At 71.1% G+C, this 24,929-nt stretch carries 25 protein-coding genes and 1 pseudogene; 10 read left to right on the top strand and 16 right to left on the bottom strand.

What is annotated here, in order from left to right; genetic code table 11:
• Window positions 1-163: 163 nt before the first annotated feature.
• Entirely contained in the window at window positions 164-625 is a 462-nt protein-coding gene (locus ACGFZK_RS08950) for an NUDIX domain-containing protein (protein ID WP_393848171.1), read from the bottom strand.
• On the bottom strand, window positions 622-2,529 hold the full coding sequence (locus ACGFZK_RS08945; protein WP_393848170.1) for an ABC transporter ATP-binding protein: 1,908 nt from the start codon (window positions 2,527-2,529) through the stop codon (window positions 622-624). The genes ACGFZK_RS08950 and ACGFZK_RS08945 overlap by 4 nt, the downstream gene beginning before the upstream one ends.
• 188 nt (window positions 2,530-2,717) lie before the next feature.
• Here ACGFZK_RS08945 and ACGFZK_RS08940 point away from each other — a divergent pair, with 188 nt between their 5' ends.
• Window positions 2,718-4,016: an MFS transporter gene (locus ACGFZK_RS08940; protein ID WP_393848169.1), complete on the top strand. Its 1,299-nt coding sequence runs from the start codon at window positions 2,718-2,720 to the stop codon at window positions 4,014-4,016.
• Here the strand turns inward: ACGFZK_RS08940 and ACGFZK_RS08935 are convergent.
• Window positions 3,998-4,495, bottom strand: coding sequence for a C40 family peptidase (locus ACGFZK_RS08935; RefSeq protein WP_393848168.1), 498 nt, complete (start codon window positions 4,493-4,495; stop codon window positions 3,998-4,000). The two genes, ACGFZK_RS08940 and ACGFZK_RS08935, sit on opposite strands and share 19 nt — an antisense overlap.
• Before the next feature lie 251 nt (window positions 4,496-4,746).
• Here ACGFZK_RS08935 and ACGFZK_RS08930 point away from each other — a divergent pair, with 251 nt between their 5' ends.
• Window positions 4,747-5,790, top strand: coding sequence for a S66 peptidase family protein (locus ACGFZK_RS08930; RefSeq protein ID WP_393848167.1), 1,044 nt, complete (start codon window positions 4,747-4,749; stop codon window positions 5,788-5,790).
• Between the two features lie 73 nt (window positions 5,791-5,863).
• Here ACGFZK_RS08930 and ACGFZK_RS08925 read toward each other — a convergent pair whose 3' ends face one another.
• Genes ACGFZK_RS08925 through ACGFZK_RS08915 form a run of 3 tightly spaced genes read right to left on the bottom strand, consistent with a single transcriptional unit; the run spans window position 5,864 to window position 7,721 of the window.
• Entirely contained in the window at window positions 5,864-6,010 is a 147-nt protein-coding gene (locus ACGFZK_RS08925) for a hypothetical protein (protein ID WP_393848166.1), read from the bottom strand.
• Entirely contained in the window at window positions 6,007-6,675 is a 669-nt protein-coding gene (locus ACGFZK_RS08920) for an ABC transporter permease (protein ID WP_393848165.1), read from the bottom strand. The genes ACGFZK_RS08925 and ACGFZK_RS08920 overlap by 4 nt, the downstream gene beginning before the upstream one ends.
• Window positions 6,672-7,721 (bottom strand): ATP-binding cassette domain-containing protein, encoded by a 1,050-nt coding sequence (locus ACGFZK_RS08915; RefSeq protein ID WP_393848164.1) that lies wholly within the window; start codon window positions 7,719-7,721, stop codon window positions 6,672-6,674. The genes ACGFZK_RS08920 and ACGFZK_RS08915 overlap by 4 nt, the downstream gene beginning before the upstream one ends.
• 271 nt (window positions 7,722-7,992) lie before the next feature.
• Between ACGFZK_RS08915 and ACGFZK_RS08910 the strand changes: the two genes are divergently transcribed.
• Window positions 7,993-9,033: a PucR family transcriptional regulator gene (locus ACGFZK_RS08910; protein ID WP_393848163.1), complete on the top strand. Its 1,041-nt coding sequence runs from the start codon at window positions 7,993-7,995 to the stop codon at window positions 9,031-9,033.
• Window positions 9,034-9,040: 7 nt separating this feature from the next.
• On the opposite strand, the gene ACGFZK_RS08905 is transcribed toward ACGFZK_RS08910, so the two are convergent.
• The 5 genes from ACGFZK_RS08905 to ACGFZK_RS08885 all read right to left on the bottom strand — a co-directional run bounded on the left by ACGFZK_RS08905 (window position 9,041) and on the right by ACGFZK_RS08885 (window position 11,732).
• Window positions 9,041-9,310: a hypothetical protein gene (locus tag ACGFZK_RS08905; RefSeq protein ID WP_393848162.1), complete on the bottom strand. Its 270-nt coding sequence runs from the start codon at window positions 9,308-9,310 to the stop codon at window positions 9,041-9,043.
• A 148-nt stretch (window positions 9,311-9,458) separates the two neighbouring features.
• Complete coding sequence (locus tag ACGFZK_RS08900) at window positions 9,459-9,938, bottom strand: lamin tail domain-containing protein (RefSeq protein WP_393848161.1); 480 nt, start codon at window positions 9,936-9,938, stop codon at window positions 9,459-9,461.
• Between the two features lie 224 nt (window positions 9,939-10,162).
• Window positions 10,163-10,600: an arsenate reductase ArsC gene (locus ACGFZK_RS08895; protein WP_393848160.1), complete on the bottom strand. Its 438-nt coding sequence runs from the start codon at window positions 10,598-10,600 to the stop codon at window positions 10,163-10,165.
• A gap of 17 nt (window positions 10,601-10,617) precedes the next feature.
• Complete coding sequence (locus ACGFZK_RS08890; RefSeq protein WP_393848494.1) at window positions 10,618-11,352, bottom strand: aquaporin; 735 nt, start codon at window positions 11,350-11,352, stop codon at window positions 10,618-10,620.
• Between the two features lie 2 nt (window positions 11,353-11,354).
• On the bottom strand, window positions 11,355-11,732 hold the full coding sequence (locus ACGFZK_RS08885; RefSeq protein ID WP_393848159.1) for an ArsR/SmtB family transcription factor: 378 nt from the start codon (window positions 11,730-11,732) through the stop codon (window positions 11,355-11,357).
• A gap of 108 nt (window positions 11,733-11,840) precedes the next feature.
• Here ACGFZK_RS08885 and arsM point away from each other — a divergent pair, with 108 nt between their 5' ends.
• The 3 genes from arsM to ACGFZK_RS08870 all read left to right on the top strand — a co-directional run bounded on the left by arsM (window position 11,841) and on the right by ACGFZK_RS08870 (window position 14,266).
• Window positions 11,841-12,677 carry an arsenite methyltransferase gene (arsM, locus tag ACGFZK_RS08880; protein ID WP_393848158.1) on the top strand — a complete coding sequence of 279 codons (837 nt, stop codon included), beginning with the start codon at window positions 11,841-11,843 and terminating at the stop codon, window positions 12,675-12,677.
• Between the two features lie 39 nt (window positions 12,678-12,716).
• A complete protein-coding gene (locus ACGFZK_RS08875) occupies window positions 12,717-12,962 on the top strand; it encodes a DUF6296 family protein (RefSeq protein WP_393848157.1) in 246 nt (81 codons plus the stop codon).
• 200 nt (window positions 12,963-13,162) lie between these two features.
• Entirely contained in the window at window positions 13,163-14,266 is a 1,104-nt protein-coding gene (locus tag ACGFZK_RS08870; protein WP_393848156.1) for a substrate-binding domain-containing protein, read from the top strand.
• Window positions 14,267-14,288: 22 nt separating this feature from the next.
• Here the strand turns inward: ACGFZK_RS08870 and ACGFZK_RS08865 are convergent, their stop codons facing one another.
• Window positions 14,289-14,852: a hemerythrin domain-containing protein gene (locus ACGFZK_RS08865; protein WP_393848493.1), complete on the bottom strand. Its 564-nt coding sequence runs from the start codon at window positions 14,850-14,852 to the stop codon at window positions 14,289-14,291.
• A 200-nt stretch (window positions 14,853-15,052) separates the two neighbouring features.
• Here ACGFZK_RS08865 and ACGFZK_RS08860 point away from each other — a divergent pair, with 200 nt between their 5' ends.
• Window positions 15,053-15,622, top strand: coding sequence for a hypothetical protein (locus ACGFZK_RS08860; protein WP_393848155.1), 570 nt, complete (start codon window positions 15,053-15,055; stop codon window positions 15,620-15,622).
• A gap of 34 nt (window positions 15,623-15,656) precedes the next feature.
• On the opposite strand, the gene ACGFZK_RS08855 is transcribed toward ACGFZK_RS08860, so the two are convergent.
• On the bottom strand, window positions 15,657-16,817 hold the full coding sequence (locus ACGFZK_RS08855; RefSeq protein ID WP_393848154.1) for a glutamate--cysteine ligase: 1,161 nt from the start codon (window positions 16,815-16,817) through the stop codon (window positions 15,657-15,659).
• A gap of 404 nt (window positions 16,818-17,221) precedes the next feature.
• On the opposite strand from ACGFZK_RS08855, the gene ACGFZK_RS08850 reads away from it, so the two are divergent.
• The 3 genes from ACGFZK_RS08850 (at window position 17,222) to ACGFZK_RS08840 (ending at window position 20,929) form a co-directional block, all read left to right on the top strand.
• On the top strand, window positions 17,222-17,755 hold the full coding sequence (locus ACGFZK_RS08850; protein ID WP_393848492.1) for a type 1 glutamine amidotransferase domain-containing protein: 534 nt from the start codon (window positions 17,222-17,224) through the stop codon (window positions 17,753-17,755).
• A gap of 142 nt (window positions 17,756-17,897) precedes the next feature.
• Window positions 17,898-18,563: an HAD family hydrolase gene (locus tag ACGFZK_RS08845; RefSeq protein WP_393848153.1), complete on the top strand. Its 666-nt coding sequence runs from the start codon at window positions 17,898-17,900 to the stop codon at window positions 18,561-18,563.
• Window positions 18,564-18,649: 86 nt separating this feature from the next.
• A complete protein-coding gene (locus tag ACGFZK_RS08840) occupies window positions 18,650-20,929 on the top strand; it encodes a SpoIIE family protein phosphatase (protein WP_393848152.1) in 2,280 nt (759 codons plus the stop codon).
• 10 nt (window positions 20,930-20,939) lie between these two features.
• On the opposite strand, the pseudogene ACGFZK_RS08835 reads toward ACGFZK_RS08840, so the two are convergent.
• The 3 genes and pseudogenes from ACGFZK_RS08835 to ACGFZK_RS08825 all read right to left on the bottom strand — a co-directional run bounded on the left by ACGFZK_RS08835 (window position 20,940) and on the right by ACGFZK_RS08825 (window position 24,856).
• Window positions 20,940-23,989 (bottom strand): annotated as a pseudogene (locus ACGFZK_RS08835) (HAMP domain-containing protein).
• Between the two features lie 31 nt (window positions 23,990-24,020).
• Window positions 24,021-24,479 (bottom strand): ATP-binding protein, encoded by a 459-nt coding sequence (locus ACGFZK_RS08830; protein ID WP_393848151.1) that lies wholly within the window; start codon window positions 24,477-24,479, stop codon window positions 24,021-24,023.
• Between the two features lie 5 nt (window positions 24,480-24,484).
• Window positions 24,485-24,856 carry an STAS domain-containing protein gene (locus ACGFZK_RS08825; protein WP_393848150.1) on the bottom strand — a complete coding sequence of 124 codons (372 nt, stop codon included), beginning with the start codon at window positions 24,854-24,856 and terminating at the stop codon, window positions 24,485-24,487.
• Window positions 24,857-24,929: the final 73 nt, after the last annotated feature.

The following is a 24,929-nucleotide window of genomic DNA, read 5'->3' as shown; positions in this document are numbered from 1 at the left end:
CGCCGTCCGCAAGTGACCCGGCACCACCTGCGTCCGGCCGAGGATATTCGCGCACCGCCCCACGTGGTGCATCCCGCTGGGAACGGGACCGAGCCGGGCCTGCCGGAAGGGCCGGCCCCCACACCGTGGGACAGGTCACCTCGGTTGGCCGGGTGGTGGTGAACTACCAGTCCAGGTAGGTCGCGGTGGGGATGCCCCCGGCGCCGAGGGCGGCGAGGTTGTTGCGGTAGCGGGGCGCGAGGGTCTCGAGGGCCGTGGCCTTGTCGAGGGGTACCCATTCGAGACCGATCTGACCCGTGTCCTGCTCGGTCCCTCCGACGAGTTCGGGACTGCCGTCCACGGTGCACAGGAACACGATCTCGACGCGGTGGTAGTTCTTCGCCACCGGCTCGCGGTCGCGGATCCACGCTTCCAGGACCCACAGCAGCGGGCCGACGTTCACGGTCAGGCCGGTCTCCTCCCGCACCTCGCGGCGAACGGTGTCCGGCAGCAGCTCGCCCGGTTCCTGGCCCCCTCCGGGGAGGAAGTGGCCTTCCCTTCCGTCCCAGATGTTGCGGGTCAGGAGCACGCTGCCCTCGTGGAGGATGACGGCCTTGGCGGAGTTGCGGATGTGGGTGGGGGTCATGCGGGGGCCTCCTTCGCGGTGCGCTGGCCGGGGACGGTGCGGTCGTTCTGCAGTTCGAGAAGTTCACGGAAGAGTCCGTCGGTCCTGGACAGTTCCTCGAAGGTGCCCTCCTGGACGACGCGACCGTGGTCGAGGACGACGATACGGTCCGCGACGGCGACGTTGGCGAGGCGGTGGGTGACCAGGACCACGGCACGGTCGCGGGCCACCCGGCGCAGGTTGGTGAAGATGCGGTGCTCGGCGCGCGGGTCGAGAGCGGACGTGGGCTCATCGAGGACGAGGAGCGCGGCGGGGCGGTAGAAGGCCCGGGCGAGGGCGACGCGCTGCCACTGGCCGCCGGAGAGCTCGGCGCCGTTGAGCCACTCGCGGGCCAGCAGGGTGGAGAGGCCGGCGCGGAGTTCTCTGACGACCTCGTCGGCACCGGCCGCGGCGGCGGCTTCCCAGATGTCCTTCTCGTCGTCGCTGTGGGGCTGGCCGAGGGTGATGTTGTCGCGGGCGGTCATCGGCCAGCACGAGAACTCCTGCGGTACGAGGGAGACGTGCTTCCAGGCGGCGTGGGGGTCGAGCGCGGTGGTGGGGTGGCCGTCCCAGGTGACGGTGCCCGAGGTGGGGAGGTGGAGGCGGGTGAGGAGCTTGGAGAGGGTGCTCTTGCCGGATCCGTTCTCACCGACCAGAGCGACGATCTCGCCGGTGCGGACGCTGAAGTCGATCCCGTCGAGGGCGTTCCGGTCGGCGCCTTCGTAGCGGTACACGAGGTTCTCGGTGCGGATCTCCCTCGGGGTGCCGGGAGTGACGGCGCCGGCGGCGAGGCGGTAGCCGCCCGTTTCCTCCAGGAACTTCGACCAGTCGTCCATGTACATGCCGGTACGGAAGATCATGGCGGCATTGCGGACGACGCCCTGGACGGAGCCGGTGACGGTGCGCAGGGCGAGCACGGCGGTTCCGGCGGCGGCGACGGTGAGGTGGCCGGTGGCGAGGAGGGCGACCAGGACGCCCCAGACGATCGCGGAGGCCACGCCGCCGCCGAGGGCGCCGAGGAAGGCCATGCGGGCGCCTTCGCTGACGGCCTCGCGGTGGACGGCGGTGACCCGGTGGGTGAGGTGCCGGTATTTGCCGAGGAGGAAGGGGGCCATGGTGCCGGCGCGGATCTGGTCGGCGGAGTGGCGGCCGGCGAGGTGCCAGCGCAGGACGCCGATCATGCGGCCGTGGCCGGTCATCTTGACGGCGGCGATGTAGGTGACCCGGGCACTGTGCACCTGCGCGATGCCCTGGGGGAGGCTGGCGAGGACCAGGAACGGCAGGAGCAGGGGGTGGAGTGTTCCGAGGACGACGGCACCGGCGAGGAGCGAGGCGAGGGCGGCGAGGAGGTCCTGGCCCTCTTCGATGATGTCCTTGGAGACGACGGCGCCGCGTTCGGCGTTGTCCCACCGGTCCTTGAAGCCGGGGCTGTCGTAGGCGGCGAGTTCGCTGCCGGTGGCCGCGTCGAGCAGCATCAGCTCGTACTCCTGCTGGAGCAGCGGTGCGATGCGGGAGGTCAGCCATGTGACGGCGATGTAGAGGGTGGCCCGGACCCCGGCCGCCGCGGCGAGTACCGCGACGGAGGGCCACGCCTGCCACAGCCGGTCGGTGATGTTCCCGGAGGAGATGAGCGCGGTGATCGTCGAGGTGGTCGCGAACAGGCCCAGGGCCGCCGCGATGCCGGAGACTACCTGACAGGCCAGCAGCCCGGTCACCGACGCCCGGTCGACGCGCCACGCGATCGACAGGGAGCGCCTCATCAGGTGCGGGAGGCGCCGGGCCATGTGGCGCAGCGTGATGTACTGCGCGGCCTCCCACCGACTGTCGCCCTCCCACGCGAAGTCGATTTCCTCGTCTGCTTGTTTTTCACTGTCCTTGCTGGTCATCGGATGCGCCTCCGTGAGTGATGGCGAGGGTCAAGACTCAGTCCGCAGGAGGCGGTTGGGAAGGGTGTGCGCACGGCGATCACCCGAAGGTGTCACCGTACGCAGTCGGGGGCCGGCTTCGGCGAGGTGGCAACGGGTCACCCCACCGGCTCCGTTGCCGGCAGTGGCGGCGGGATAACCTCCGTCGAATGGCTCGACAGGAATCCCTCTCCACGCTGCGGCACAGGCCGTTCAGGCTGTTTCTTCTGGCACGTCTCATCTCGATGAGCGGTACGGCGATGGCGCCGGTGGCCCTGGCCTTCGCCGTGTTCGGATTCGACAGCAGCCCGGCGTCCCTGGCGATCGTCCTCGCCAGCAACACCGCCCCGCAGCTCGTCCTCCTCCTCGTCGGAGGGGTGATCGCGGACCGGTTCTCCCGCCAACGGGTCATCGTGATCGGCAACTTGGTGCCGGCCGTCACCCAGGGCTGCGTCGCCCTCCTCGTGGTGTCGGGAACGGCCACCACGGGGCGGATCGCCCTGTTCGCCGCACTGGCGGGCTGTGCGTCGGCGCTGACCCAGCCCGCCATGAACAGCCTGCTGCCGCAGCTCGTCGATCCCGGCGAGCTGCAGCAGGCCAACGCGCTGATGCGGTTGCCCGGCAACATGATCCGCATTCTCGCGCCGGCGGTCGGCGGCGCCCTCGTCGCGCTCATCGGCCCGGAGTTGACCCTGGGCTGGGACGCCGCCAGTTTCGCGCTCGCGGCCCTCCTCTGCAGTCGTCTCGACGTTTCCGGACCCGCCCGGACCGCCGCCTCAGTCTTCCGCGACTTCAAGGACGGCTGGAAGGAGTTCTCCCGTCTCTTCTGGGTCTGGTCCTATGTGCTGTCCGGAACCGTGGTCGTCGCCCTCTGGCTCGGCGGCTATCAGCTCCTCGGTCCCGTGATGGCCAGGAACAGCCATCTGGGTGCTGCCTCGTGGGGCATCGTCCAGGGGGCATTCGCGGCCGGCCTGTTCCTGGGCGGAATCGTCTCCCTCAAGTGGAAGCCGTCCCGGATCATGGTCGTGTGCGTATGCGCCAACGTGCCTCTCGCACTGCCCCTCCTCGCGCTCGCCTGGGGCGCCCCGCTCGCCGTGCTGGCCGGGGCGACCCTCATGGCGGGCATCGGCCTCGACATCGCGATCGTGTGCTGGAGCACCGCCGTACAGGAACACCTGCCGTCCGAGGTGCTCGGGCGGGTCAGCTCCTTCAGCTCGGCCGGTGAGCTCATGTCCGTCCCGCTGGGCTACCTGGTCGTGGGCGCCGCCGCGGCCTCCCTCGGTACGGAGGCCGTCCTCCTGTGGAGCGCCGTACTGATGACCGTGGCGACCCTGGTGCTGCTGCTGGCCCCGAGCGTGTGGGCCGTACGCAGGCTGCCCGCGGGCCCCGGTCCGGCCGCGGCAGCGGCGGGAGACCAGGGCCACCGGGGCCGGAACGGCCGGGCACCGGATCAGGTGGCGCGTCCGTAGCGGACTGCCGAGCTCCAGATCCGCTCCAGACGCACGCGGGTGCCGGGGCGTGGGGCGTGCCAGATCCGGTCGTCGCCGGCGTAGATCCCGACGTGGGTCATGGTCGCGCCGCTGGGGAAGAAGACCAGGTCCCCGGCCGCGCGATCGGCCTCGGGGATGTGGCGGGTGTGCTCGTACTGCTGCTCCGCGGTGCGTGGGAGCCGTTTGCCGGCCTTCTTGAACGCGTAGAGGGTGAGGCCGGAGCAGTCGAAGCGTTTGGGGCCGGTAGCGCCGTAGGCATACGGCGAGCCCTGTTTGGAGGCGGCCACCGCGACGGCTTTGGCGCCATACGGTGCGGCGGCGTGCGCCGGGGCTGCGGGGCCGGTCAGAGCGGCGGCCGTGAGGAGCAGCAGGGAGAGGGCGGCGCGTGCTCGGGGGCAACAGCGCGTGGGGGGAAGGCCCTTGGGGGCCCTTCGGAAGTCGGTCCTGAAGCAGGGCATCGTGACACCTCCGCGATCGATTGGCAGGTAACAGTCAGATCAGTGGTCGGGGTCCTGTTCTCGGTCGGTTACGTCATGGTTCTGACGGCGGACCAGTTTTCTCCGACGCGATGGGCCGATCAGGACAGGACACAGTGGGATTTGTCCCGATTTTGCATTCGATTCGAGATCATAGGCATGAATGATTGCCATACGGGCGCGTCCCGAACGGGCCCGAACTGCCGATGTCCGCCAAGTTCTATGATCATCGGATGAAGGATCCCCGCTATCCCGCGAAGCCCCGCCCCGGAGACCTGGTGGCGGTACTGTCGCCCTCGTCCGGCCTCCCCGGCCTGTTCCCGCTGCCGTACGAGTTGGGGCTGCGCAGGCTCCGGGACGACTTCGGACTGAAGCCGGTGGAATACCCGACGACCCGGACGATGGGTGCGACGCCCGAGGCGCGGGCCGCGGACATCCACGCGGCCTTCGCGGACCCCGGCATCACGGCGGTGATCGCCACCATCGGCGGCGACGACCAGATCACCGTCCTTCCCCACCTCGACCGTGATCTCCTGCGAGCCAACCCCAAGCCGTTCTTCGGCTACAGCGACAACACCAACCTGCTGCTGTTCCTGCGGAACCTGGGCATCGTCGGCTACCACGGCGGATCGGTCATGGTCGAGCTCGGACGGCCGGGCGCGATGCACCCGTCGACCGCCGCATCCCTGCGGGCCGCGTTGTTCACTTCCGGCGAGTACGAACTCACCGCGGCACGCACCTCAAGGGACGTCAACAGCCCCTGGGAGGACCCGCGGACCTTCGCGTCCGAGCCGCTCATGGAACCCGCCGACGGCTGGTCCTGGCACAACGGCGACCGCGTGGTCGAAGGCATCGGCTGGGGCGGCAACCTGGAGATCATCTCCTGGATGCTGATGGTCGATCGCGCGGTGCGACCGGTCGACGCCTACGCCGGGAACGTGCTGTTCCTGGAGACCTCCGAGGAGATGCCGCGCGCCGAAGAGGTCTACCGGATCCTTCGGAACATGGGCGAACGCGGGCTGCTCCAGCAGTTCCCCGCCCTGCTCATGGGCAGGGCGAAGAGCTGGTCCTTCGAAAAGCCGCTCGGAGCCCGGGACAGGGCGCACTTCCGCCTGCAGCAGCGCGAGGCCGTCCTGCGCGCCCTCCGGCAGTACGCCCCCGACACCATGGTGGTGTTCGACGTCGACCTGGGCCACACCGACCCCCAACTCGTCGTCCCCGTCGGAGGCCGCATCCGGGTGGACGGCCCGGCACGCCGGATCGTCGTCACCTACTGATCCGGGAAGGCCAGGAGGCCGGGGCCCGTGGGGCCTTGGGAGCCCAGGAGGCCTGGAGCCCGGGCTCGGTGACTCAGTGGCTCTCCGAGCGGTAGGCGCGCATCGCCAGGGGCATGAAGACCGCCGTGATGCCCACCGCCCAGAGCAGCGACCACAGGATGGCCGCGCCCGCCGGAGTGCCGAGCAGCAGCCCGCGGAACGCGTCCGACAGATGGGTCACGGGGTTGACTTCGACCCATGCCTGGAGCCACCCGGGCATGGTGTCGACCTCGACGAACCGCTGCTCGTGAAGGTGAGGGGGAAGATGAAGGTGAAGGCGAAAACCTGCACCTTCTCCGCGTCACCGGCCACCATCCCGATCAGCACCGCAGTCCACGACACGGCCGCGGCGAACGTCAGCAGCAGCACGGTCGCCCCGGCGAAGCCCGCCGGACCGCCGGTTATCTCGAAGCCCAGTACGAGACCCAGCGCGATCATCAGGAGCATCGCCCACAGCTGTTTGGCCAGGTCGGCCACGATCCGCCCGAACAACGGCGCCGAACGGGCGATAGGCAGGCTGCGAAGCCGGTCGAACACGCCCTTGGTCAGGTCGGTGTTCAGCGACATGGCGGTATACATGCTCATGAACAGTGTGTTCTGAACGATGATCCCCGCCAGCGCGTACTGGAGGTACTGCTGTGGGGAGCCCGCCATCTGCCCGCCGAAGACGTAGGTGAACAGGAACACGAACATGATCGGCGTGATGCTGTAGTCGACGAGCTCCAGCGGATTGTGCTTCACCGAGACCAGGCTGCGCCAGGCCATGGTGGCGGTCTGCCGCAGTGCCGCCGGCGGCCGCACCCTGCCGCCGCGGCCCAGGCTGTCCGTGAGGGCCGCGCCGGTCATGACGGCCTCCGTGCCTGCGCGTACCGGCCGTCGTCGTCGGCGCCGGCCTCACCAGGGGCGTCACCGGCGGCGTCACCAGCGGCGTCGGCCTCGCCGGCCCGACGGTCGGCGCCCGGCTCGGCGCGGTGGCCGGTCAGGGCGATGAACACCTCGTCGAGGGACGAGCGACGGAGCGTGAGCTCCCCAACGGCGATACCCGACTGGTCGAGCCGGCGTACGACACGGGGCATGAGCGCCGGGTCGTTGACCGGGGCGATGATCCCGTCGCCCTCGGTCTTGGCCTGTGGCCCGGCCTCCTCAAGGACCAGGGCGTGCGCCGCGCCGAGATCGGCCGGCCGGACCGGACGCAGGTGCAGTACCTGACCGCCGACCTGGGCCTTCAGCTCGTCCGGCGTGCCGCCGGCGATCACCCGCCCGTTGTCGATCACCACGATGCCGTCGGCGAGCCGGTCCGCCTCGTCCAGGTACTGCGTGGTCAGCAGGGTGGTCATGCCCTCCGCCACCAGAACGCGCAGCATGTCCCACACCTCACCGCGGCTGTGCGGATCGAGCCCCGTGGTCGGCTCGTCCAGGAAGAGGATCTGCGGCCGCCCGGTGAGGCTGGCCGCGAGGTCGAGGCGCCGCCTCATGCCGCCCGAATAGGTCTTCACGGCCCGCCCCGCCGCGTCACTCAGGTGAAAACGGTCCAGGAGCTCGGCGGAGCGGGCCCGGGCCTCACCGCGCGACATGCCGAGCAGCCGCCCGATCATCAGCAGGTTCTCCGTGCCGGTCATGTTCTCGTCCACGGCGGCATACTGACCGGTGAGCCCGATGAGCGAGCGGACCAGCCCCGCCTCCCGCACGACGTCGTGCCCGCCCACCTCGGCCCGCCCCTCGTCGGGGCGCAGCAACGTGGCGAAGATACGGACGGCGGTCGTCTTGCCCGCGCCGTTGGGCCCGAGCAGGCCGAGCACCGTACCCGCGGGAACCTCCAGGTCCACGCCGTTCAGCGCGCGGGTCTCCTTGAACCGCTTGGCCAGGCCCTCGGCCTGGATCGCGTATCTCACGGGATCACCTCGTCCGGCGGAGAGATCGGCATCCCCTCCACTGTGACCCATACCACTGACACCCGGCCCGGCGGCCGGCTCGTGGCCTACGGCAGCGGCCGGGCGCCGGCGTGGGCCGCACCGCATCCACTACGGCGGCGAGCGTCCGTCGACACGGGCGCAGCGGCCAGGCCACCCGCCCCGGGATCATCCGCCAACCGTCGGGGATCGCCCACGGATCGCGCGCCGACCGGCGCTCCGGCTCCCTGCCCGGGCGCCCTATGCTCCTGACATGGAGGCACTGGCCGTACGGCTGTCAGGACTGGATTCCCACGTCGACGGCGCGATCCGCATCATCGCCTTCTACGACACGCTGATGCGCCGGCGGGTGGACCTTCCCGCGCTCGCCCGCTCCTCGGCGGGCCTCGCGGAGTGCGTGGCCGGGATCCGGCTCCACGGCACGGGGCAGACCATCCGCGTCGCACCCGACGGAGGACACGTCCCGGGACCGCCGGGACCTGCGTCCACCACCACGCCGATCACGCTCGACGAGGAGGAGATCGGCGCCGTATGGCTGGAACGCCCCGGCCCGCCGAACCCGCTCGACGACGTCCTCCTCGACCGGCTCGTCATCGCCGCCGCGGCGGCCGTCGAGCGATACGGCCCGGCCCGCACCACCATGGCCGACCCCGCCCTCGTCGAACTGGCGATCAGTCCCGACAGCGACGAGGCGGCCTGTGCCCGGGCGCTGCGCCTGCTGGGGTTCACCGCAGACCTGCCGGTCCACGCCGTCGCCGTGCGCTGCTCCGGCGTCCCGCTCGACCGGATCGGCTCCCTGCTCTGCCCCGCCCGCCCCGTCAAGGCGGCATCCCTCGCCGGTGTGGGCGTCATCCTGGCGACCACCGTCGACCCCGCCGGGATCACGGCCGACGTACGCGCGGGCATCGGCGCCGCCGGCAGCCCGGCCCGATCCTGGCAACAGGCCCGCACCGCCCTCCGCTTCACCACCGCACGTCAACCAGTGGTCCATCACCATGAGTTGGGGGCGTTGGCGCTGCTCGCCGAGGTGTCCCAGGACGCGGTGCGCGACAATGCCGATGTCGCCGCCGTCGCCCGCATCGCCGCCGGCAATCCCGAGGACCTGGAGACCCTGGCCACCTACTGCGCCACGGGCTCCCTGCGCCGGGCAGCCGACCTCCTGCACCTGCACCACAGCAGCGTCGCACGGCGCCTCGACCAGATCGCGAAGGTTCTGGCCATCGACATCACCGAACCCACCGGCCTGACCCGCGCCTCCCTCGCCCTCACCGCATGGCGGCTGCTCGACCCCTGAGGAACGGTCAGCCGCAGCCGGCCGGAACGGCCGCCCGGGGAGCTATCCGCATCCGGTCCTGCGCGTACTCCACCGTCTCACCCGGCAGGATCAGCAGCCCGGGCTCCCCGTCCCGGCACGCCCCGCCGATCCGCTGCACCTGCACCGCCGGGCCGAGTCCGCCGGCCATGAACACCGTCGGGTCGACCTCCCAGCCGTGCACCGCGAGCCACAGTTCCAGCGCGGCCGTGTCCTCGGCCTCCGCACCGCGTGGCCACTCGAACGTCGTGCTCCCCATGCCTGCCCCCTGTAGGTGGTTGGATCACCGCCGTCGATCCTGCCACCCACCTCTGACAGTCGCCGCCCAATATCGGGAGGCGTTGCACACATACGGGCGTGCCCGCACCCCCGACGTGCACGGGGTGCGGGCACGGCTGCCGGCCGGATCAGCCGTTGCGGTGGTGCCGACGGCCGTCCCAGGAGTCGGTGTCGAGGACGTTGCCGCGGTTGTCGCGCAGGGTGGCGGTGTCGCGCTCGTCCCAGATCTGGTGACGCCGGTCCTGGTAGACGTCGCGGCGGGTGTCGCGGCCCTGGCCGGTGTGGACCTTGACGCTGGACCGGCCGTCCAGACGGAAGTCGGCGAAGCGGTAGCGGTTGCCCTGCCGGTCGGTGAGGGTGAAGCCGCGCAGGTTGACGCCCTTGCGGCCGGTGTTCTTCACCTCGACCCATTCGCGGTTCAGCGCGCGGTCGGCGCGCTCACCGCGGACGGGGCTGGCGTACTGGACGGCGCTGATGACGATCGAGGACGGGGCCCGGTGGTCGCGCCTGTGGTCGTCGGCGGCGGCCGGCAGGGCGGCGGCGCCGACCAGGGCGCCTGCGGCCAGGAACGCGGCGACGGCCCGGCGGGTGGCGAGAGAAGCAGACATGAAGATGACCCCTTCAACAGACAGCGGTCCCGGCGTCCTGCCGAGGAGCCACACTCTGGCCTCCAAGCACCACCAAAAGCCACTAACTCGGGGCGTGTTGCGAAATACGGACGTATCAGCGACTCTCGCTTGTAGTGGACGTATATCCCCAGGGTGACTGCTTGCACCGTTTCTTCGTACGTACACGCGCGAATGGTTCTGGCGTTCTGCCGCTCGGAGCGTGATCACCGAGCTGCATCGGCCCGGCCCGGTGCATCAAGGAGCTCGTCGAGCAGGTGGCGGACGCGGGTTTCGATCTCGTCGCGGATCGGCCGGACCGCCTCGACGCCCTGTCCGGCGGGGTCGTCGAGCCTCCAGTCGAGGTACCTCTTGCCGGGGAAGACGGGACAGGCGTCCCCGCACCCCATGGTGATCACGACGTCGGATGTCCGGACCGCGTCGGTGGTCAGGATCTTCGGGGTTTCGGCGGAGACGTCGATCCCGGCCTCCGCCATCGCCTCGACGACGGCCGGATTCACGGCATCGGCCGGTGTCGATCCGGCCGAGCGGACCTCCACACGGCTCCGGCCGAGGCGGGCGAGGAAGGCGGCTGCCATCTGCGACCGGCCGGCGTTGTGGACGCAGACGAACAGTACGGACGGGCGCGAGGGGGACGCATGCACGGCAGGACTCTCCTGGTTCACGGGGCGGGAACAGCGGCACGCGGAAAGGTGGGTTCAGGTTCACCGGTCGCCGAGGTCGGGCGGGCGAAGACCAGCGCCACCGCTCCCAGCCCCAGGGCGCCGCCGACGAGCTGGGCGGAGACGAACGCGGGCACGGAGCCCGGGTCTATCCCCGCGAAGGAGTCGCTGAAGGCCCGGCCGATGGTGACCGCGGGGTTCGCGAACGAGGTGGACGAGGTGAACCAGTACGCGGCGCCGACGAACGCCGTCACCACCACCGGAGCCAGTTCCGTCCGGCCGCCCCGGGTCAGCCCGAAGATCACCAGGATGAGCCCGGCCGTCGCCACGATCTCGCCGAGCCACAGGTGGGAGCCCGAGCGTTCGTGGCCGGAGAAGACCAGCAGCGGCTCGCCGAACATCGCGTTCGCCAGTACGCAGCCGCCGATCGCGCCGGCGATCTGCGCGGGCACGTACGCCGCGACCTCACGCAGGCCGGGCCCCTTGCCGGAGCGGCGGCCGGTGAACCAGACCGCCAGGGTGACCACGGGATTGAAGTGAGCGCCGGAGACCGGCCCCAGGACGGCGATCAGCACGCCCAGCCCGAACACGGTGGCGAGCGAGTTCGCCAGCAGCTGGACGCCGGCGTCCTGCGACAACCCGGTGGCCTGGATCCCGGACCCGACCACGACCGCGACCAGGCCAGCCGTTCCGAGCGCCTCGGCGGCAACTCGGCGTCCCAGCGGGGCGGACACGGTCACGCGGTCGCTCCCTCGGCCTGCGGTACCCGCAGGACCGCCGCCAGCCGCTCCAGTGCGGCGGGCAGTGCCCAGTAGTAGACCCAGGTCCCGCGGCGTTCGCAGTCGACGAGACCGGCCTGCCGCAGCAGCTTGAGGTGGTGGGAGATCGTCGGCTGGGACAGGTCGAAGGCCGGGGTCAGTTCACACACGCAGATCTCGCCCCCGTCCCGCGAGGCGATCATCGACAGCAGCCTCAGTCGCACAGGGTCACCCAGGGCCTTGAACACTCTGGCCAGGTCGGCGGCCTGTTCCTCGGCCAGCGGCGCGGCCGCCAGTCCCTGGCAGCAGGATGCATCCGCGTCCTGGCCGAGCACCACGAACTCTTGTTTCGACATGCTTCTATGTTGACGTTTTTCGATCCAGGGTGCAAGCTGATTCGAAGAACGTCAATACAAGCGGTCCGGGTCGGTCCCGCCAGGCCCCGGCATTTGGGAGTGCACGTCATGAACGAGCAGAGCGTGAGCGAGCAGAGCAACGACCAGGACGACGACCTCCGCGAGACGGTCCGCCGGCGCTATGCCGCCGCAGCGGTGCAGGTCACCGAAGGCGGCGTCGGGTGCTGCGGTCCGCAGGCCGTCGAGGTCGACGACAACTTCGGATCCACCCTCTATCCCGCCGCCGAACGCGACGGACTGCCCGCCGAGGCCGTCGCCGCCTCCCTCGGCTGCGGCAACCCGACCGCCGTGGCCGACCTCCATGAAGGTGAGCGCGTCCTGGACCTCGGCTCCGGGGGCGGGATCGACGTCCTCCTCTCCGCCCGGCGGGTCGGCCCCACCGGGAAGGCGTACGGCCTGGACATGACCGAGGAGATGCTCGCCCTGGCTCTTGCGAACCGAAGGAGGGCCGGCGCCACGAACGTCGAGTTCCTCAAGGGAACCATCGAGTCCATCCCGCTGCCGGCGGCCACGATCGACGTCGTGATCTCCAACTGCGTGATCAACCTCTCCGTCGACAAGCCCGCGGTGTTCGCCGAGACCTACCGCGTCCTGGTCCCCGGTGGCCGCGTCGGCATCTCCGACGTCCTCGCCGAGGACACGCTCACCTCCGAACAGCGGGCCGAACGCGGCGACTACGCCGGCTGCATCGCCGGTGCGCTCTCCTTCGCCGAATACCGGCGCGGTCTGGAGGCCGCTGGATTCACCGGCATCGAGATCACCCCCACCCACGCCGTCGCCGACGGCATGCACTCCGCCATCGTCCGGGCGGTCAAGCCCTCCTCCGCGGCGCGGCCCGGAATCGGCCCGGCTCCGCGCGGGCGGTCGACCGGGTCTGCCCGATAATGGTACCCAGGGGGCATTTGCGTACTAGTGGAGGCCGGAATGGGACGGGACAGCAGGTACGAACTGGTATTCGTCGGCCCTGACCTCGCGGTACCGGGCGCCGAGGAATCGGTTCTCGTGCACCGCACCGACCGGACCGGCCCCGGCGGCCACCCGATCTACGCCGACGACACCGGGATCGTGCAGGCGGAGATCAGCGACCAGGGCGACGTACGCATGATCGCGAGCGGCGGCCATCAGGAGCCCTCTTCGCGCGTGAGGGTCCGTCCCGTGTCCAGCGGGTGAACCTTCGATTCATAAGTTGAATCGTTGCCGTCAATGCAATGATGCCGATTGGCCCTGAAAAGCCCGAACCGGCGAATGCGGACTGTGATGGCAACGTTGCCATCACGTTAATAATTCACTTCTTGACGAGGGTGTCAGTGCCGAGTTGACTGCCCCTACCTCGGCCGCAAGGACACGGCCTCGTCAGGGAGGTTTACATCGTGAACGCATATCTCGGTCGTGCCGCTGTGGCGGTCGCCGCTTCCGCGATCACCGTTTCGCTGGCCGCTTGCGGCGCAGGGGAAGACGGCGACGGAAGACCGGGCGGCGTGGAGGATGACGCGATCAAGGTCGGTCTCCTGCTTCCCGAAGACCAGACCGCGCGTTACGAGAAGTTCGACAAGCCGCTGATAGAGAAGGAAGTCGCCAAGCTCACCCGCGGTAAGGGCAAAGTGGTTTATGCCAATGCCAAGCAGGACGCCAACGCCCAGAACACCCAGGTCGACGCGATGATCACCAGCAAGGTGAATGTCCTGCTCATCGATGCGGTGGACTCCAAGGCGATCGCGGGCGCGGTCAAGCGGGCCAAGGACGCCGGTATTCCGGTCATCGCCTACGACCGTCTGGCCGAGGGCCCGATCGACGCCTACACCTCCTTCGACAACGAGGACATCGGCAGGGTGCAGGGCAAGGCGCTGCTGGACGCACTGGGCGACAAGGCCAAGGACGGCCAGATCGTCATGATGAACGGCTCGGTCATCGACCCGAACGCCAAGTCCTTCAAGTCCGGTGCGCACTCCGTCCTCGACGGCAAGGTGAACGTCGGCAAGGAGTACGACACCGTCGACTGGAAGCCGGACAACGCCAACAGCAACATGGCGGCCGCGCTCTCGGCGCTGGGCAAGGGGAAGATCGCGGGCGTCTACTCCGCCAACGACGGCATGGCCGGCGGCATCATCGCCGCCCTCAAGGCGGCCGGCGTCACCCCCCTGCCGCCGGTAACGGGTCAGGACGCCGAAATCGCCGGCGTGCAGCGGGTCGTGGCGGGGGAGCAGTACATGACGGTGTACAAGCCGTACGCCCCCGAGGCCGCAGCCGCCGCGGAGATGGCCGTCGCCCTCGCCAAAAGCCAGAAGATCGACGGATTCATCAACCAGCTCGTCGACAGCCCGACCACCAAGCGCGTGCCGTCCGTGCTCGTCCCCGGCGTCGCGCTGACCAGGAACAACGTCAAATCGACCGTGGTCGATGACGGGGTCTACACGGTGGCCGAGATCTGCACCGACAGGCTGAGGGCGGCCTGCGAGGAGATCGGGCTGAAGTAGGCGGGCCCGCGGCGGGGGCTGCTCAGGACTCCTTGCCGCGGCCGCTCATCATGGCGCGGAGGCGGTCGACGAGGCCGACGCCCGGCGCGAGCAGCTTGTTCGCGGGAGGGGTGTTCGGAGCGGCGGGGTGCGGGCGGGTCGGCGCCAGCCGCTTGGCGGTGCGCACCTTGTCGCCGAGCTCGCCGAGCGTCTCGTTCGTGCAGTGGGCGCGCAGCTGGGGGAACAGGTTCGTCTCCTCGTCGGCGACGTGCGCGCGGATCTCGGCCATGAGCCTGCTCATCAGGGTCTCGAAGCGGGGGTCGTCGGCGGCGCAGCCCTCGAGCTCCTTCATCGTGCGCTCGGCCGCGGAGTGGTCCTCCAGCTCCCGGTCCGCCATCGCGTCACCGCCCGGCACGTGCTTGCGGACCGCCGGATACAGGTAGGCCTCCTCGGCGACCGAGTGGCGGACCAGCTCGATGGTGACCTGGTCGGCGTACTCCTTCCGCCTGGGATCCCCGAGCGGCGCCCGCTGGATCTTGGCGAAGAGCTCCTCCACCTCGTGATGGTCGGTGGTCAGCTCCTGGATGACGTCGCCGCCGTGCCCCATCGCCCGCTGCTTGCTCAGCTGCTGTTCGGCCGCGTCCATGAAATCCGGATATGCGCGAAAGTTCGTGATTCATGAACCTCCCCGCGTGTCGTGATGCGTGTGTCCAAGGCCACCTTTTCGGGCAGAACATTCCATTTCATTCGATTGGCTCGCTACCGTGGCGATCCGATTCCCTCGCCTACTGGTCCGGATGGTCAGCCGTGTCCGCAGACTTCTCCCTCTCGCCCCTGATAGCGGCGACCGCGCACTGGCTCACCCGGGCCTACCCTGCCGGCGGCGGCGCCCTCCAGCGCGGTCTGGCCGAGGCCCAGGCCCGCCAGGCGGTCACGGTCGCGGCGTGGCTGTGTTACCCGACCGAGCTCGACGCGCAGCTGGTCGCGCTGACGGGCCCCGGCGGATCGCACCGGCTCGACTGGATCACCGGTACGGACGGCCACGCCCCGACCGGCGACGGCGACGGCGACGGCGACGGCGACGACGACGGTGACGGCGGCGGCGCCTGGCGCTCGTGGGTGGACGAGATCGTGGCCAGCTGGGCGGCGAGCCTGCTGAGCCATCCGCACCTTGCCGCGTCCGCGACCCGGGCCCTGGCCGAGACCGATCACGGCGGTGCCGTCCCCCTCGCCTTCGACCGCCTGACCCGGCCGAGCGAGAGCGACCGTGGCGCGGCCGCCCTGATGCGCCACCCGGATCTCCTTGCGCCCATAGCCCGGCTCCACCGCACCCGGCTGCTGGCGCGCCTGGACGCGGGCACCACGCTCGCGGGGTAGCCGCGTCCGGGGGCCTTCGCGGGCCTCGCGGGCTTCAGGGATGGATGGTCAGATCGGCCAGGTGGTCGACCACGTCCCGTAGCCGGTCCGTCCTGCGCAGGGCCGCACGCTGGCGGGCCGCTCCGCAGCCCTTCCTGCGGAGGGCTCCGAGGAGGCGGTGGACCTCCGCCTCGTCGCCCGCCGCCCGAAGCCCCGGCCCGGCCGTCCTGATCAGGGCGCCGATCAGAGCCTGGGCGGGTACCTGCTCACCGGTGAAGGGATCGAGGGCGAAACCCGTGGGGCCGTACTGGGCGGCGTACCGGTGTGCCTCGCGCAGCCGCGCGACGGACACGTCGGGCGGCGGTCGCCCCTCCTCGGCCTGCCCGAGGAACGTCGCGCACAGGCCGCGCAGGAGCAGTGCGACCAGGACGGTCGTGTCCAGGTCGGCGTTGCTGTCCGTGACGCGGAACTCGATGGTCGGCTGGTGCTCGGACGGCCGCGCGAACCAGTAGATCATCCGGCGGTCCAGGAGGGTGCCGGAGGCCACCAGGGCCTCTGCGGTCTCCTCGTACGAGACCGCATCCAGCAGCGGGGTGGGACCCGCGGTGGGCCAGCGGCCGAATTCCAGGGCCCGCCAGCTCGCGTAGCCGGTGTCCAGTCCACCGGAGAACGGCGAGTTCACGGCAAGGGCCTGCAGGGCGGGGAGCCAGGGGCGTACGCGGTTGGCCAGGAACAGGGCCTGCGCGCGGTCGGCGGTGCCCACGTGGATGTGGCAGCCGCAGACGACGCCCAGTCTGCCGTCGACGAGGGCGCCGAAATGCCGGGCCATGCGGCGGTAACGCGGTGTGTCGGTCACCGGGATCGGAGCCGTCGGCGGCACCGGAGGGGTGCCGGAGGCGATGAGCAGGCACTGTGCGGAGCGGGCCGCCTCGGCGACGGCGGCCCGGAGGAAGGTGAGCTGCGTCCGCAGGTCGGTGGCGGTGGTCGTGGGCCGGGTGCAGACCTCGACCATGCAGCGGTAGAACTCCGCCTGCACCAGTTCTCCGAGCGCGGGCGTGGCCGCCTCGATCACCGGGCCCGCGCGCGCCACCGGCGCTCTGGTCAATCGGTCGACCAGGAGGAACTCCTCCTCGACTCCCATCGTCGACACGATCGGTCGGCCGGTGGCTATGGCGAGCGCCGCTGCGGGACCACTGCGCGGCTCGATGGCGGTCATACACCACATATACCCCCAAATCGGCCCCGAAGCGGCAGGTCGGGTCGGTCGGCGGTACGGGGGGCCGCCGCGGGGAATGCATGACCGTGCCGATGCCGGGGAGGCGCAGGGGGTACCGCCACCGCAGGAGGAAAGAACAGTGAGCCGCATGGAATCGACCACCGAGCCGGAGCCCGAGGGGCCGGGGCCCACGCCCACGTCGCCCGACCCGGTGCCGCGCGACCCCCATCCGCCCGAACCGGGAGGGGAGCCGCCGGCTCCTGCGCCCCCGAGCCCCGGCCCCGGCACGCCGCCGCCGGTACCGGAGCCGCCTGACTGACTGCCTGACTGCGGACTGACGGAAGGGCCGGACGGCCCAAGGGCCGATCGGCTGAACGGCTGAATCACGGAAGGACGTGAGCACTGTGCGAGTCGCGTTTCTGGTGGCGCCCGAAGGTGTCGAGGAGATCGAACTCACCGAACCCTGGAAAGCCGTGCTCGGAGCCGGCTGGAACCCGCAACTGGTCTCCACGGAGCCGGGCCGGATCCAGGCCTTCAACCATCTGGACAAGGCGGGCACGTATCCCGTCGACCGGGTTCTCGGGAGCCACACGGCCGAAAGCTTCGACGCCCTCGTCCTGCCCGGCGGGGTCGCCAATCCCGACGCGCTGCGGATGAACGAGACGGCCGTCGCCTTCACCCAGGGCTTCTTCGAGTCGGCCAAGCCCGTGGCCGCGATCTGCCACGCACCCTGGCTGCTGGTGGAGGCCGACGCCGTACGCGGGCGGACACTGACCTCCTGGCCCAGCCTGGCGACCGACATCCGCAACGCGGGCGGCACCTGGGTGGACGAGGAGGTGCACGTCTGCCACGCGAAGCCGGCGACACTGGTCACCAGCCGAAAGCCGGACGACCTGGACGCCTTCTGCGCGGCCTTCCTGAAGGAGTTCGGCGGCTGACCGCCGCGCCCGGGTGCCGGCCTGATGGTCCGCCCTGCGGTCGTCCCGCAGGGCGGCACTCGGCTTTTGCCCGGGGGAGGGGCGCGAAAACCCCGAGTGTGAGAAGGAACCCCCCTGGGGGGCCGAGCCAGGAGGCTGATCCATGCACCGCGCCGCGCTGTTCGACGTCGACGGGACGCTCACCGACACCAATCACCTGCACGTCACCTGCTGGTGGGAGGCGCTGCGGCAGGCCGGACACACGGTGCCGATGCACTCCATCCACCGCGCCCTCGGTCTGCCGGGAGAGGACCTGATCGCGCATCTGCTCGGCGACCGGCGCGACAAGAGCGAGGACGACACGCTGAGCGCCGCTCACGACACCCTGTACGGCACGTACTTCGACCGGCTGGCGAGGCTCGACTCCGCCGCCGACCTGCTGCGCGCGCTCGACGAACAGGGATGGCGCGTCGTCCTCGTCACCTCCGCGAGCAGCGTCGAACTGGAGGCGCTGAGGAAGGCGATCGACGCCGACGACGCCATCACCGCCACCGCGAGCTCCGACGACGTGAGCGACGGGAAACCGGCGCCCGACCCGGTGCACCACGCCCTCGACCTTGCCGGAGCGCAGGCGCACGACGCCGTGTTCGTCGGCGACAGCGTCTGGGACATGAAAGCCGCCGTCCGTGCGGAGGTCGCCGCCGTCGGGCTGCTCTGCGGCGGCATTGCGCGGCACGACCTGGAGGAGGCCGGAGCCCGCGCCGTGTACGGGGACCCCGCCGACCTGCTCGCCCACCTCGACCGCAGCCCCTTCGCAAGGCCTTCCTGACCCGCGTCGCGGGACCTGCCCGAGTAGACTCGATTCGCACCTTTTCCTGTGCGGTCGGTGCCCTCCCGCGGCCTACCGGAGTCGACATGGACGAGCCCGCCGACGGACCGGCCACCCCGCCGTCCCCCGACCCCAGCGGGCTGTACCGGGCCGTCAGGGCGCTGACCGACGAGATCGCCGAACTCCGGGCCGAGCGCGCCGATCGCCATCTGCTCGACCTCGCGACCGGGATCCTCGTCGCCCAGCTGTCCGCACCGCCCTCCGCCGCGGCGGACCACCTGAGCCGGCTGGCCGCGAGTACGGGCGTGAGCGCGCCCGATGTCGCCGCGGACATCGTGAACGCGGCCGCCGGATCCCGTGACGAGGCGGGGTCCCGTCCGGCCACCGCCGAGGCCCACCCGGCGGCGGCGCGCCGTCTGCGACGGACCGATGCCGCCATCGGGGCTGCCCCGGCCGCGGGACAGGCGGCCGAAGCGCTGCTGGCGGGCGGTCTGAGCCACCTCGGCGCACACGCCGTGTGGCTGTGGCGGCGAACCGCGACCGACTGCCTGGACCTGGTCGCGCACGCGGGCGGCAACACCTTGCAGTCCGCGCACTGGCAATGGCTGCCCGCCCACCTGGCCGGCGCCCTGCGCAGCGCGGCGGAAGCCGGTGAGCCCGGCTGGCTGCCCCACGGCCCGCCGGACGGCCAGCCGTTGCCCGGCGCCGTGCCCGAGGCGGGGCGGGCCGTTCTGCCGCTGTGGGACCAGGGCACGGTCGTCGGTGTCCTCCTGGCCGCCTGGCCGGGACCGGTGGCCTTCGACCCGCCCCTGCGCAAGGCCGTGGAGGCGGTCGCCGACAGTGCGGTGCGGGTCCTGGACGCCGTGCCGGATCCGGACGGTTTCGACAGCCCGCTCACGCTCCGGGTCCTGCTGGACTGCCTCACCGACGCGGCGCTCGCCCTCACCCGCACCGAGGGGCCGTCCGGCGCCGACTGGCGCATCGCCCACGCCAACACGGCGGCCGCGCGGCAGCTCGCCGGTGTGCCGCGGGCGGCCGGCCGCTCCCTCGCCGAGGTGCTGCCCGCGCACTCCATCGACCTGGTGCGCCTGATCGACGAGGCCCGGGCGACGGCCGCACCGCGCCGGGTGGACCGCCTCACGGGCAAGGGCGCCGGAGCGCTGGTCGACGTACGGGCGCTGCCGCTCGGGCCGGGGCGCGCCGTGGTCCTCTGGCACACCTCGGACGACCCCGGACTGCTGCTGCCCGGGGTGCTGGGCAGGCTGGACCACTTGGCGCTGTTCGAGGACGACCTCGTCAGCGGGGTCTCGCGGTGGAGCGCGCGGGCATACTCGATCTTCGGAATCGAGCGGGGTTCTCCGGGCGTCCCGCTGCGCGACCTGATGTCCCGGACCCACCGGGACGACAAGGGGCAACTGGTCGCACTCCTCGAAACCTTGACGGTGCGTCAGGAAGGCGCGCACACCCTGGCCCGGATCATCCGGGACGACGGCGGGATGCGTCACGTCCGGATCAGTGCGGAGCCGCTCCTGAAAGGGGCGGTCACCGTCGCCGTGACCGGCGTCTTCCAGGACGTCTCCGCCCAGCACAGGACCGAGCTGGCCCTCGGGGCCACCTACGACCGGCTCACCGCCGTGCAGGCGCAGGCCGCGCTGCGCCACCGGTTCGTCCTCCAGCTCCAGCAGGCCATCCTGCCCGAGGTACCGGCCTCCGTCCGGCTCCCGGGGCTCCTGGTCACCGCGCGCTACCGGCCCGCCTCCGAGGACTACCGCGTGGGCGGTGACTGGTACGAGGTGCTGCCGTTGCCCGGCGACCGGGTGATGCTGGCGGCCGGGGACATCGCGGGACACGGGGTCGGGGCGGCGACCGCCATGGTGGCCCTGCGCAACGCCCTGCGCGGCCTCGCCTTCACCGGAGCCCCGCCCGGGCAGCTGATGGAATGGCTCAACGCGGTCGCGTCCGCCGACCCCCGCCGGTCCACGGCGACCGCGGTCTGCGCGCACTACGAGCCGCAGGACCGGGTGCTGCGGTGGTCCAGCGCCGGACACCTGCCGCTGATCCTGCTCAGGGAAGGCCGGGCCGTGTTGCTGGACACGCCCCGGGACCTCCTGCTGGGCGCGGTGCGCTCGGTCACGTACACCGAGACGGTGACCCCGCTGCGCACCGGTGACCTGCTGGTCTTCTACACCGACGGTCTCGTCGAGCGGCGCCACACCTCGCTGGACGAGGGAGTGGCGCGCCTGACGCGGGCCGTGGAGAGCCATGCGCGCGCCGACCTCGACGACATGGCAGACCGGCTGCTCGCCGAGGTGCGGGGGGACACGGACGACGACACGAGCCTGGTGCTGGTCAGGGTGGTGCAGTAGACGGCACGGATCAGGCGAGCCAGGTGTGGATGCGCGCGGCCAGGTCGTCGGCGTCGACCGGCTTGGTGACGTAGTCGTCCGCCCCGGCGGCCAGCGCCTTCTCACGGTCACCCGGCATCGCCTGGGCGGTGACGGCGACGATCGGGACGTTCGTGTAACCGGGCAGGGCACGGATCGCCGCGGTGGTGGCGTAACCGTCCATGCCCGCCATCATCACGTCCATCAGGACGAGGTCCACGTCGTCGTGTTCGGCCAGGAGCGCCAGGCCGGTGAGGCCGTCCTCGGCCCGCAGCACCTGCATCCCCTCGCGCCGGAGGATCTCCGTCAGCGCGAAGACGTTGCGTGCGTCGTCGTCCACGACCAGCACGGTGGGCCCGGTGACGACCGCGGCTCCTCCTGCCGAAGGCCCTGCCGGTACGAGGCCCTGCGCCGCGCCGTCGGCCGGGTACGGAGGCGGTGTGAGGGCCGGCGTGGTGTCCACCGGCGCCTCTGGTGCGGACGCGTCGGAGGGCGCCGGCGGCGCCGGGGCCCGGAGCGCGGACCGCTCCGGCGTCCGGAGCGGCAGGAAGAGGGTGAAGACACTGCCTTCCCCGGGCATGGACCGGACTTCGATCAGGCCACCCAGCAGATGGGCCACCTCTCGGCTGATGGACAGGCCGAGCCCCGTGCCTCCGTAGCGGCGGCTGGTGGTTCCGTCGCCCTGCTGGAACGCGTTGAAAACGGTCTCGAGCCGGTCCTCGGGTATGCCGATGCCCGTGTCGGACACCCGGAAGGCCATGACGGGCGCACCGCCCTCGCCCAGGTCGGCCGGGACCTCGTCGGCGGCCGCCGGGTCCACCCGGAGCTCGACGTGCCCGTGCTCGGTGAACTTCACCGCGTTGGCGACCAGGTTGCGCAGGACCTGCCGCAGCCGGGTTTGGTCGGTGAACAGCTCGTCGGGCAGCCCGTCCCCGGTGACCACCCGCAACTCCAGCTCGCGGGCGGCCGCGACGGGCCGGAAGGTCGCGTCGAGGGAGGACAGGAGTTGCTGGAGCGGGAAGGCCTTGGGGCTCAGGTCCATCTTTCCCGCCTCGACCTTGGAGAGGTCGAGGATGTCGTTGATCAGCTGGAGCAGGTCGGACCCGGCGGAGTGGATGACCTCGGCGTAGTCGACCTGTTTGTCGGAGAGGTTCCCGTCCGGGTTCCGCGAGAGCAACTGGGCGAGGATCAGAAGGCTGTTGAGCGGGGTGCGCAACTCGTGGCTCATGTTGGCCAGGAACTCCGACTTGTACATGGAGGTCCGCGACAGCTGCTGGGCCCGCACCTCGAGTTCCCGCCGGGCCTGTTCGATCTCCAGGTTCTTGCGTTCGATGTCCCGGTTCCGGTCGGCCAACAGGGCCGCCTTCTCCTCCAGCTCGGCATTGGAACGCTGCAACTCGCCCTGACGGGACTGGAGTTCCTGGGACCGGGCACTCAGCTCCGCCGTCAGGCCCTGGGACCGCTCCAGCAGCTCGTCGGTACGGGCGTTGGCGATCAGCGCGCTGACGCTCACGCCGATGGCCTCGATGAACTGGTCGAGGAAGTCCCGGTGGATGGCGGTGAACGGGGCGAGTGCGGCCAGCTCGACCGCGCCGAGCGCCTGGTCCTCCACCACGATGGGCAGGACGACGAGGACGGCCGGTTCGGCGGCGCCGGCGCCCGAGGCGACGGTGGCGTACCCGGGCGGCAGCCGCTCCACGGTGAGGGTGCGCCGCCCGCCGGCTGCCTGCCCCACCAGCGACTGCCCGAAGCGGAAGCGGCGCGGGGGCGCGGCGGGGTCGTCCGGCATCCCGTAGGCGGCCCTCAGTACCAGGTACCTGCCCTCCTGGTCCTCCTCCGTCAGGAAGAAGGCGCCGTACTGGGCGCCCACCAGGGGCGGCACCTCGTTCATGATCAGCTGAGCGAGGTCGGTGAGGTCGCGGGTTCCCTGCATCAGGCCGGAGATCCGGGCCAGGTTGGTCTTGAGCCAGTCCTGTTCCTGGTTGGCGCGGGTGGTCGCACGCAGGGACTCGACCATCGCGTTGATGTTGTCCTTCAGGTCCCCGACCTCGCCCGGGGCCGCGACCGTGATCGACCGGGTGAGGTCGCCCTCGGCCACGGCGCTGGTCACGGCCGCAATGGCGCGCACCTGGCGGGTGAGGTTGCCGGCCAGGCCGTTGACGTTCTCGGTGAGCCGTTTCCAGGTGCCGGATACGCCCTCGACCTCGGCCTGGCCGCCGAGCTTGCCCTCGCTGCCGACCTCGCGTGCGACGCGGGTGACCTCGGCGGCGAAGGCGGAGAGCTGGTCGACCATCGTGTTGATGGTGGTCTTCAGCTCCAGGATCTCCCCGCGTGCGTCCACGTCGATCTTCCGCGTGAGATCGCCCTTCGCGACCGCGGTCGTCACCTGGGCGATGTTGCGCACCTGGTTCGTCAGGTTGTCGGCCATTGAGTTGACGTTGTCGGTCAGGTCCTTCCACGTGCCGGATACGCCCTGCACCCTCGCCTGCCCCCCAGCTTGCCCTCCGTGCCGACCTCGCGTGCGACGCGGGTGACCTCCTCGGCGAAGGAGGAGAGGCGGTCGACCATCGTGTTGATGGTCTCCTTCAGTTCCAGGATCTCGCCGCTCGCGTCCACCCGGATCCTGCGGGTGAGGTCGCCGCCCGCGACGGCGGTGGCCACCTGGGCGATCGAGCGGACCTGGGAGGTCAGGTTGTCGGCCATGGTGTTGACTCCGGTGGCGAGCTCCCGCCAGATGCCGCTCACCCGGGGCACCTGCGCGTGTCCGCCGAGCAGCCCCTGGCCGCCGACCTCACGGGCCACCCTGGTGACCTCCGAGGTGACCAGGGACAGCTGCTCGACCACGCCGTTGTAGACCGTGGCGATCTCGCCGAGGAGGCCCTCGGAGTCGGCTGGCAGCCGGATGGTGAAGTCTCCGTCGCGTACGGCCGTCAGCCCCTCCAGCAGCCGCCTCAGCCCCTCTTCGCCCAGCTCAGGGCGTTCCCGCGCTTCGTCCATGGACGCCTCCGCAACCACTGTGACACGCGGTGCCGCGGGGGACATCCCGGGGGAGGAGGCCGGATCTCCACCGTCTTCAACCGGGAACGCAGACTCCCGGCGGACAGGCGACCTCGAGCCAGACGCGCTTGCCGTCCGGTCCCGGTTCCGAGCCCCAGTCCCGGGCCAGGCGTTCCACGATCAGCAGCCCGTGACCGCCCCGCTGCCCGCGCTCACCCGGTGCGCGTGCACGGGCCGGTACGCGCACCGGCGGGGCCGGATTACCGTCCGTGACCTCGATCCGCAGCCGCTCGGCCGAGCAGTCGAGCACGAGTGTGCGGGGGCCTCCGCCGTACAGGCAAGCGTTGGCGACCACCTCCGACACCAGCAGGAGCACGTCCTCGGCAGCCTCGCGGCGGCCACTCTCCTCCGAGGCCGGGAGCCAGTGCCAGGCGGTCAGGGCCTCGCGGGTGAAGTCGCGGCTGCGCGAGACGACGCCGGTGCTCCCGGACAGCGTCAGGCTCCAGGTCCGGTCGGACGGGCCGCGCTGTTCCATGGTGCTCAGGCTCCTCCGGCTCGAGGCGTCCTCAGGGCATCCGTCACATCGGAGTGGACGGGGAAGACACCGTCAGCGCCGGTGATCCGGAACATGCGGGCGACGGGGCCGCGCAGGCCGACCAGTTCGAGGGTGGCTCCCGCCTCCCGGGCGGCGAGCCGGTTGTTCAGCAGCACGTTCAGGCCGGTGGAATCGCAGAATCCGAGCGCCGTCAGGTCGACCAGCAGCCGACCGCCAGGGGTGAGCGCCGCGTCGAGCGCGTCCCGGAGCGGCTGCGCCGTGTCGTGGTCCAGCTCCCCCGCGAGCACGAGGACGACAGCTCCGTCCACCGCCTCCACCGCGACGGTGAAGCGTTGGCCGTCCGTTTCCGGCACCATCCGGCATCACCCTTCCGTCGTGCTGCTCCGCAGCTGCCCGGGTTCCCGCGCAATATACCTGCCCGCCCCGTAC

The sequence above is a fragment of the Streptomyces sp. NPDC048257 genome (assembly GCF_043201855.1).
Classification (GTDB): domain Bacteria; phylum Actinomycetota; class Actinomycetes; order Streptomycetales; family Streptomycetaceae; genus Streptomyces.
This window is presented reverse-complemented; position numbering and strand designations above follow the sequence as displayed.

Excerpts from the sequence above, each read along its gene's own strand:
- ACGFZK_RS08950 (WP_393848171.1), bottom strand. The coding sequence starts at position 625 with ATGACCCCCACCCACATCCGCAACTCCGCCAAGGCCGTCATCCTCCAC.
- ACGFZK_RS08945 (WP_393848170.1), bottom strand. The coding sequence starts at position 2,529 with ATGACCAGCAAGGACAGTGAAAAACAAGCAGACGAGGAAATCGACTTC.
- ACGFZK_RS08940 (WP_393848169.1), top strand. The coding sequence starts at position 2,718 with ATGGCTCGACAGGAATCCCTCTCCACGCTGCGGCACAGGCCGTTCAGG.
- ACGFZK_RS08935 (WP_393848168.1), bottom strand. The coding sequence starts at position 4,495 with ATGCCCTGCTTCAGGACCGACTTCCGAAGGGCCCCCAAGGGCCTTCCC.
- ACGFZK_RS08930 (WP_393848167.1), top strand. The coding sequence starts at position 4,747 with ATGAAGGATCCCCGCTATCCCGCGAAGCCCCGCCCCGGAGACCTGGTG.
- ACGFZK_RS08920 (WP_393848165.1), bottom strand. The coding sequence starts at position 6,675 with ATGACCGGCGCGGCCCTCACGGACAGCCTGGGCCGCGGCGGCAGGGTG.
- ACGFZK_RS08910 (WP_393848163.1), top strand. The coding sequence starts at position 7,993 with ATGGAGGCACTGGCCGTACGGCTGTCAGGACTGGATTCCCACGTCGAC.
- ACGFZK_RS08905 (WP_393848162.1), bottom strand. The coding sequence starts at position 9,310 with ATGGGGAGCACGACGTTCGAGTGGCCACGCGGTGCGGAGGCCGAGGAC.
- ACGFZK_RS08900 (WP_393848161.1), bottom strand. The coding sequence starts at position 9,938 with ATGTCTGCTTCTCTCGCCACCCGCCGGGCCGTCGCCGCGTTCCTGGCC.
- ACGFZK_RS08885 (WP_393848159.1), bottom strand. The coding sequence starts at position 11,732 with ATGTCGAAACAAGAGTTCGTGGTGCTCGGCCAGGACGCGGATGCATCC.
- arsM (WP_393848158.1), top strand. The coding sequence starts at position 11,841 with ATGAACGAGCAGAGCGTGAGCGAGCAGAGCAACGACCAGGACGACGAC.
- ACGFZK_RS08875 (WP_393848157.1), top strand. The coding sequence starts at position 12,717 with ATGGGACGGGACAGCAGGTACGAACTGGTATTCGTCGGCCCTGACCTC.
- ACGFZK_RS08865 (WP_393848493.1), bottom strand. The coding sequence starts at position 14,852 with ATGGGGCACGGCGGCGACGTCATCCAGGAGCTGACCACCGACCATCAC.
- ACGFZK_RS08855 (WP_393848154.1), bottom strand. The coding sequence starts at position 16,817 with ATGACCGCCATCGAGCCGCGCAGTGGTCCCGCAGCGGCGCTCGCCATA.
- ACGFZK_RS08845 (WP_393848153.1), top strand. The coding sequence starts at position 17,898 with ATGCACCGCGCCGCGCTGTTCGACGTCGACGGGACGCTCACCGACACC.
- ACGFZK_RS08840 (WP_393848152.1), top strand. The coding sequence starts at position 18,650 with ATGGACGAGCCCGCCGACGGACCGGCCACCCCGCCGTCCCCCGACCCC.
- ACGFZK_RS08830 (WP_393848151.1), bottom strand. The coding sequence starts at position 24,479 with ATGGAACAGCGCGGCCCGTCCGACCGGACCTGGAGCCTGACGCTGTCC.
- ACGFZK_RS08825 (WP_393848150.1), bottom strand. The coding sequence starts at position 24,856 with ATGGTGCCGGAAACGGACGGCCAACGCTTCACCGTCGCGGTGGAGGCG.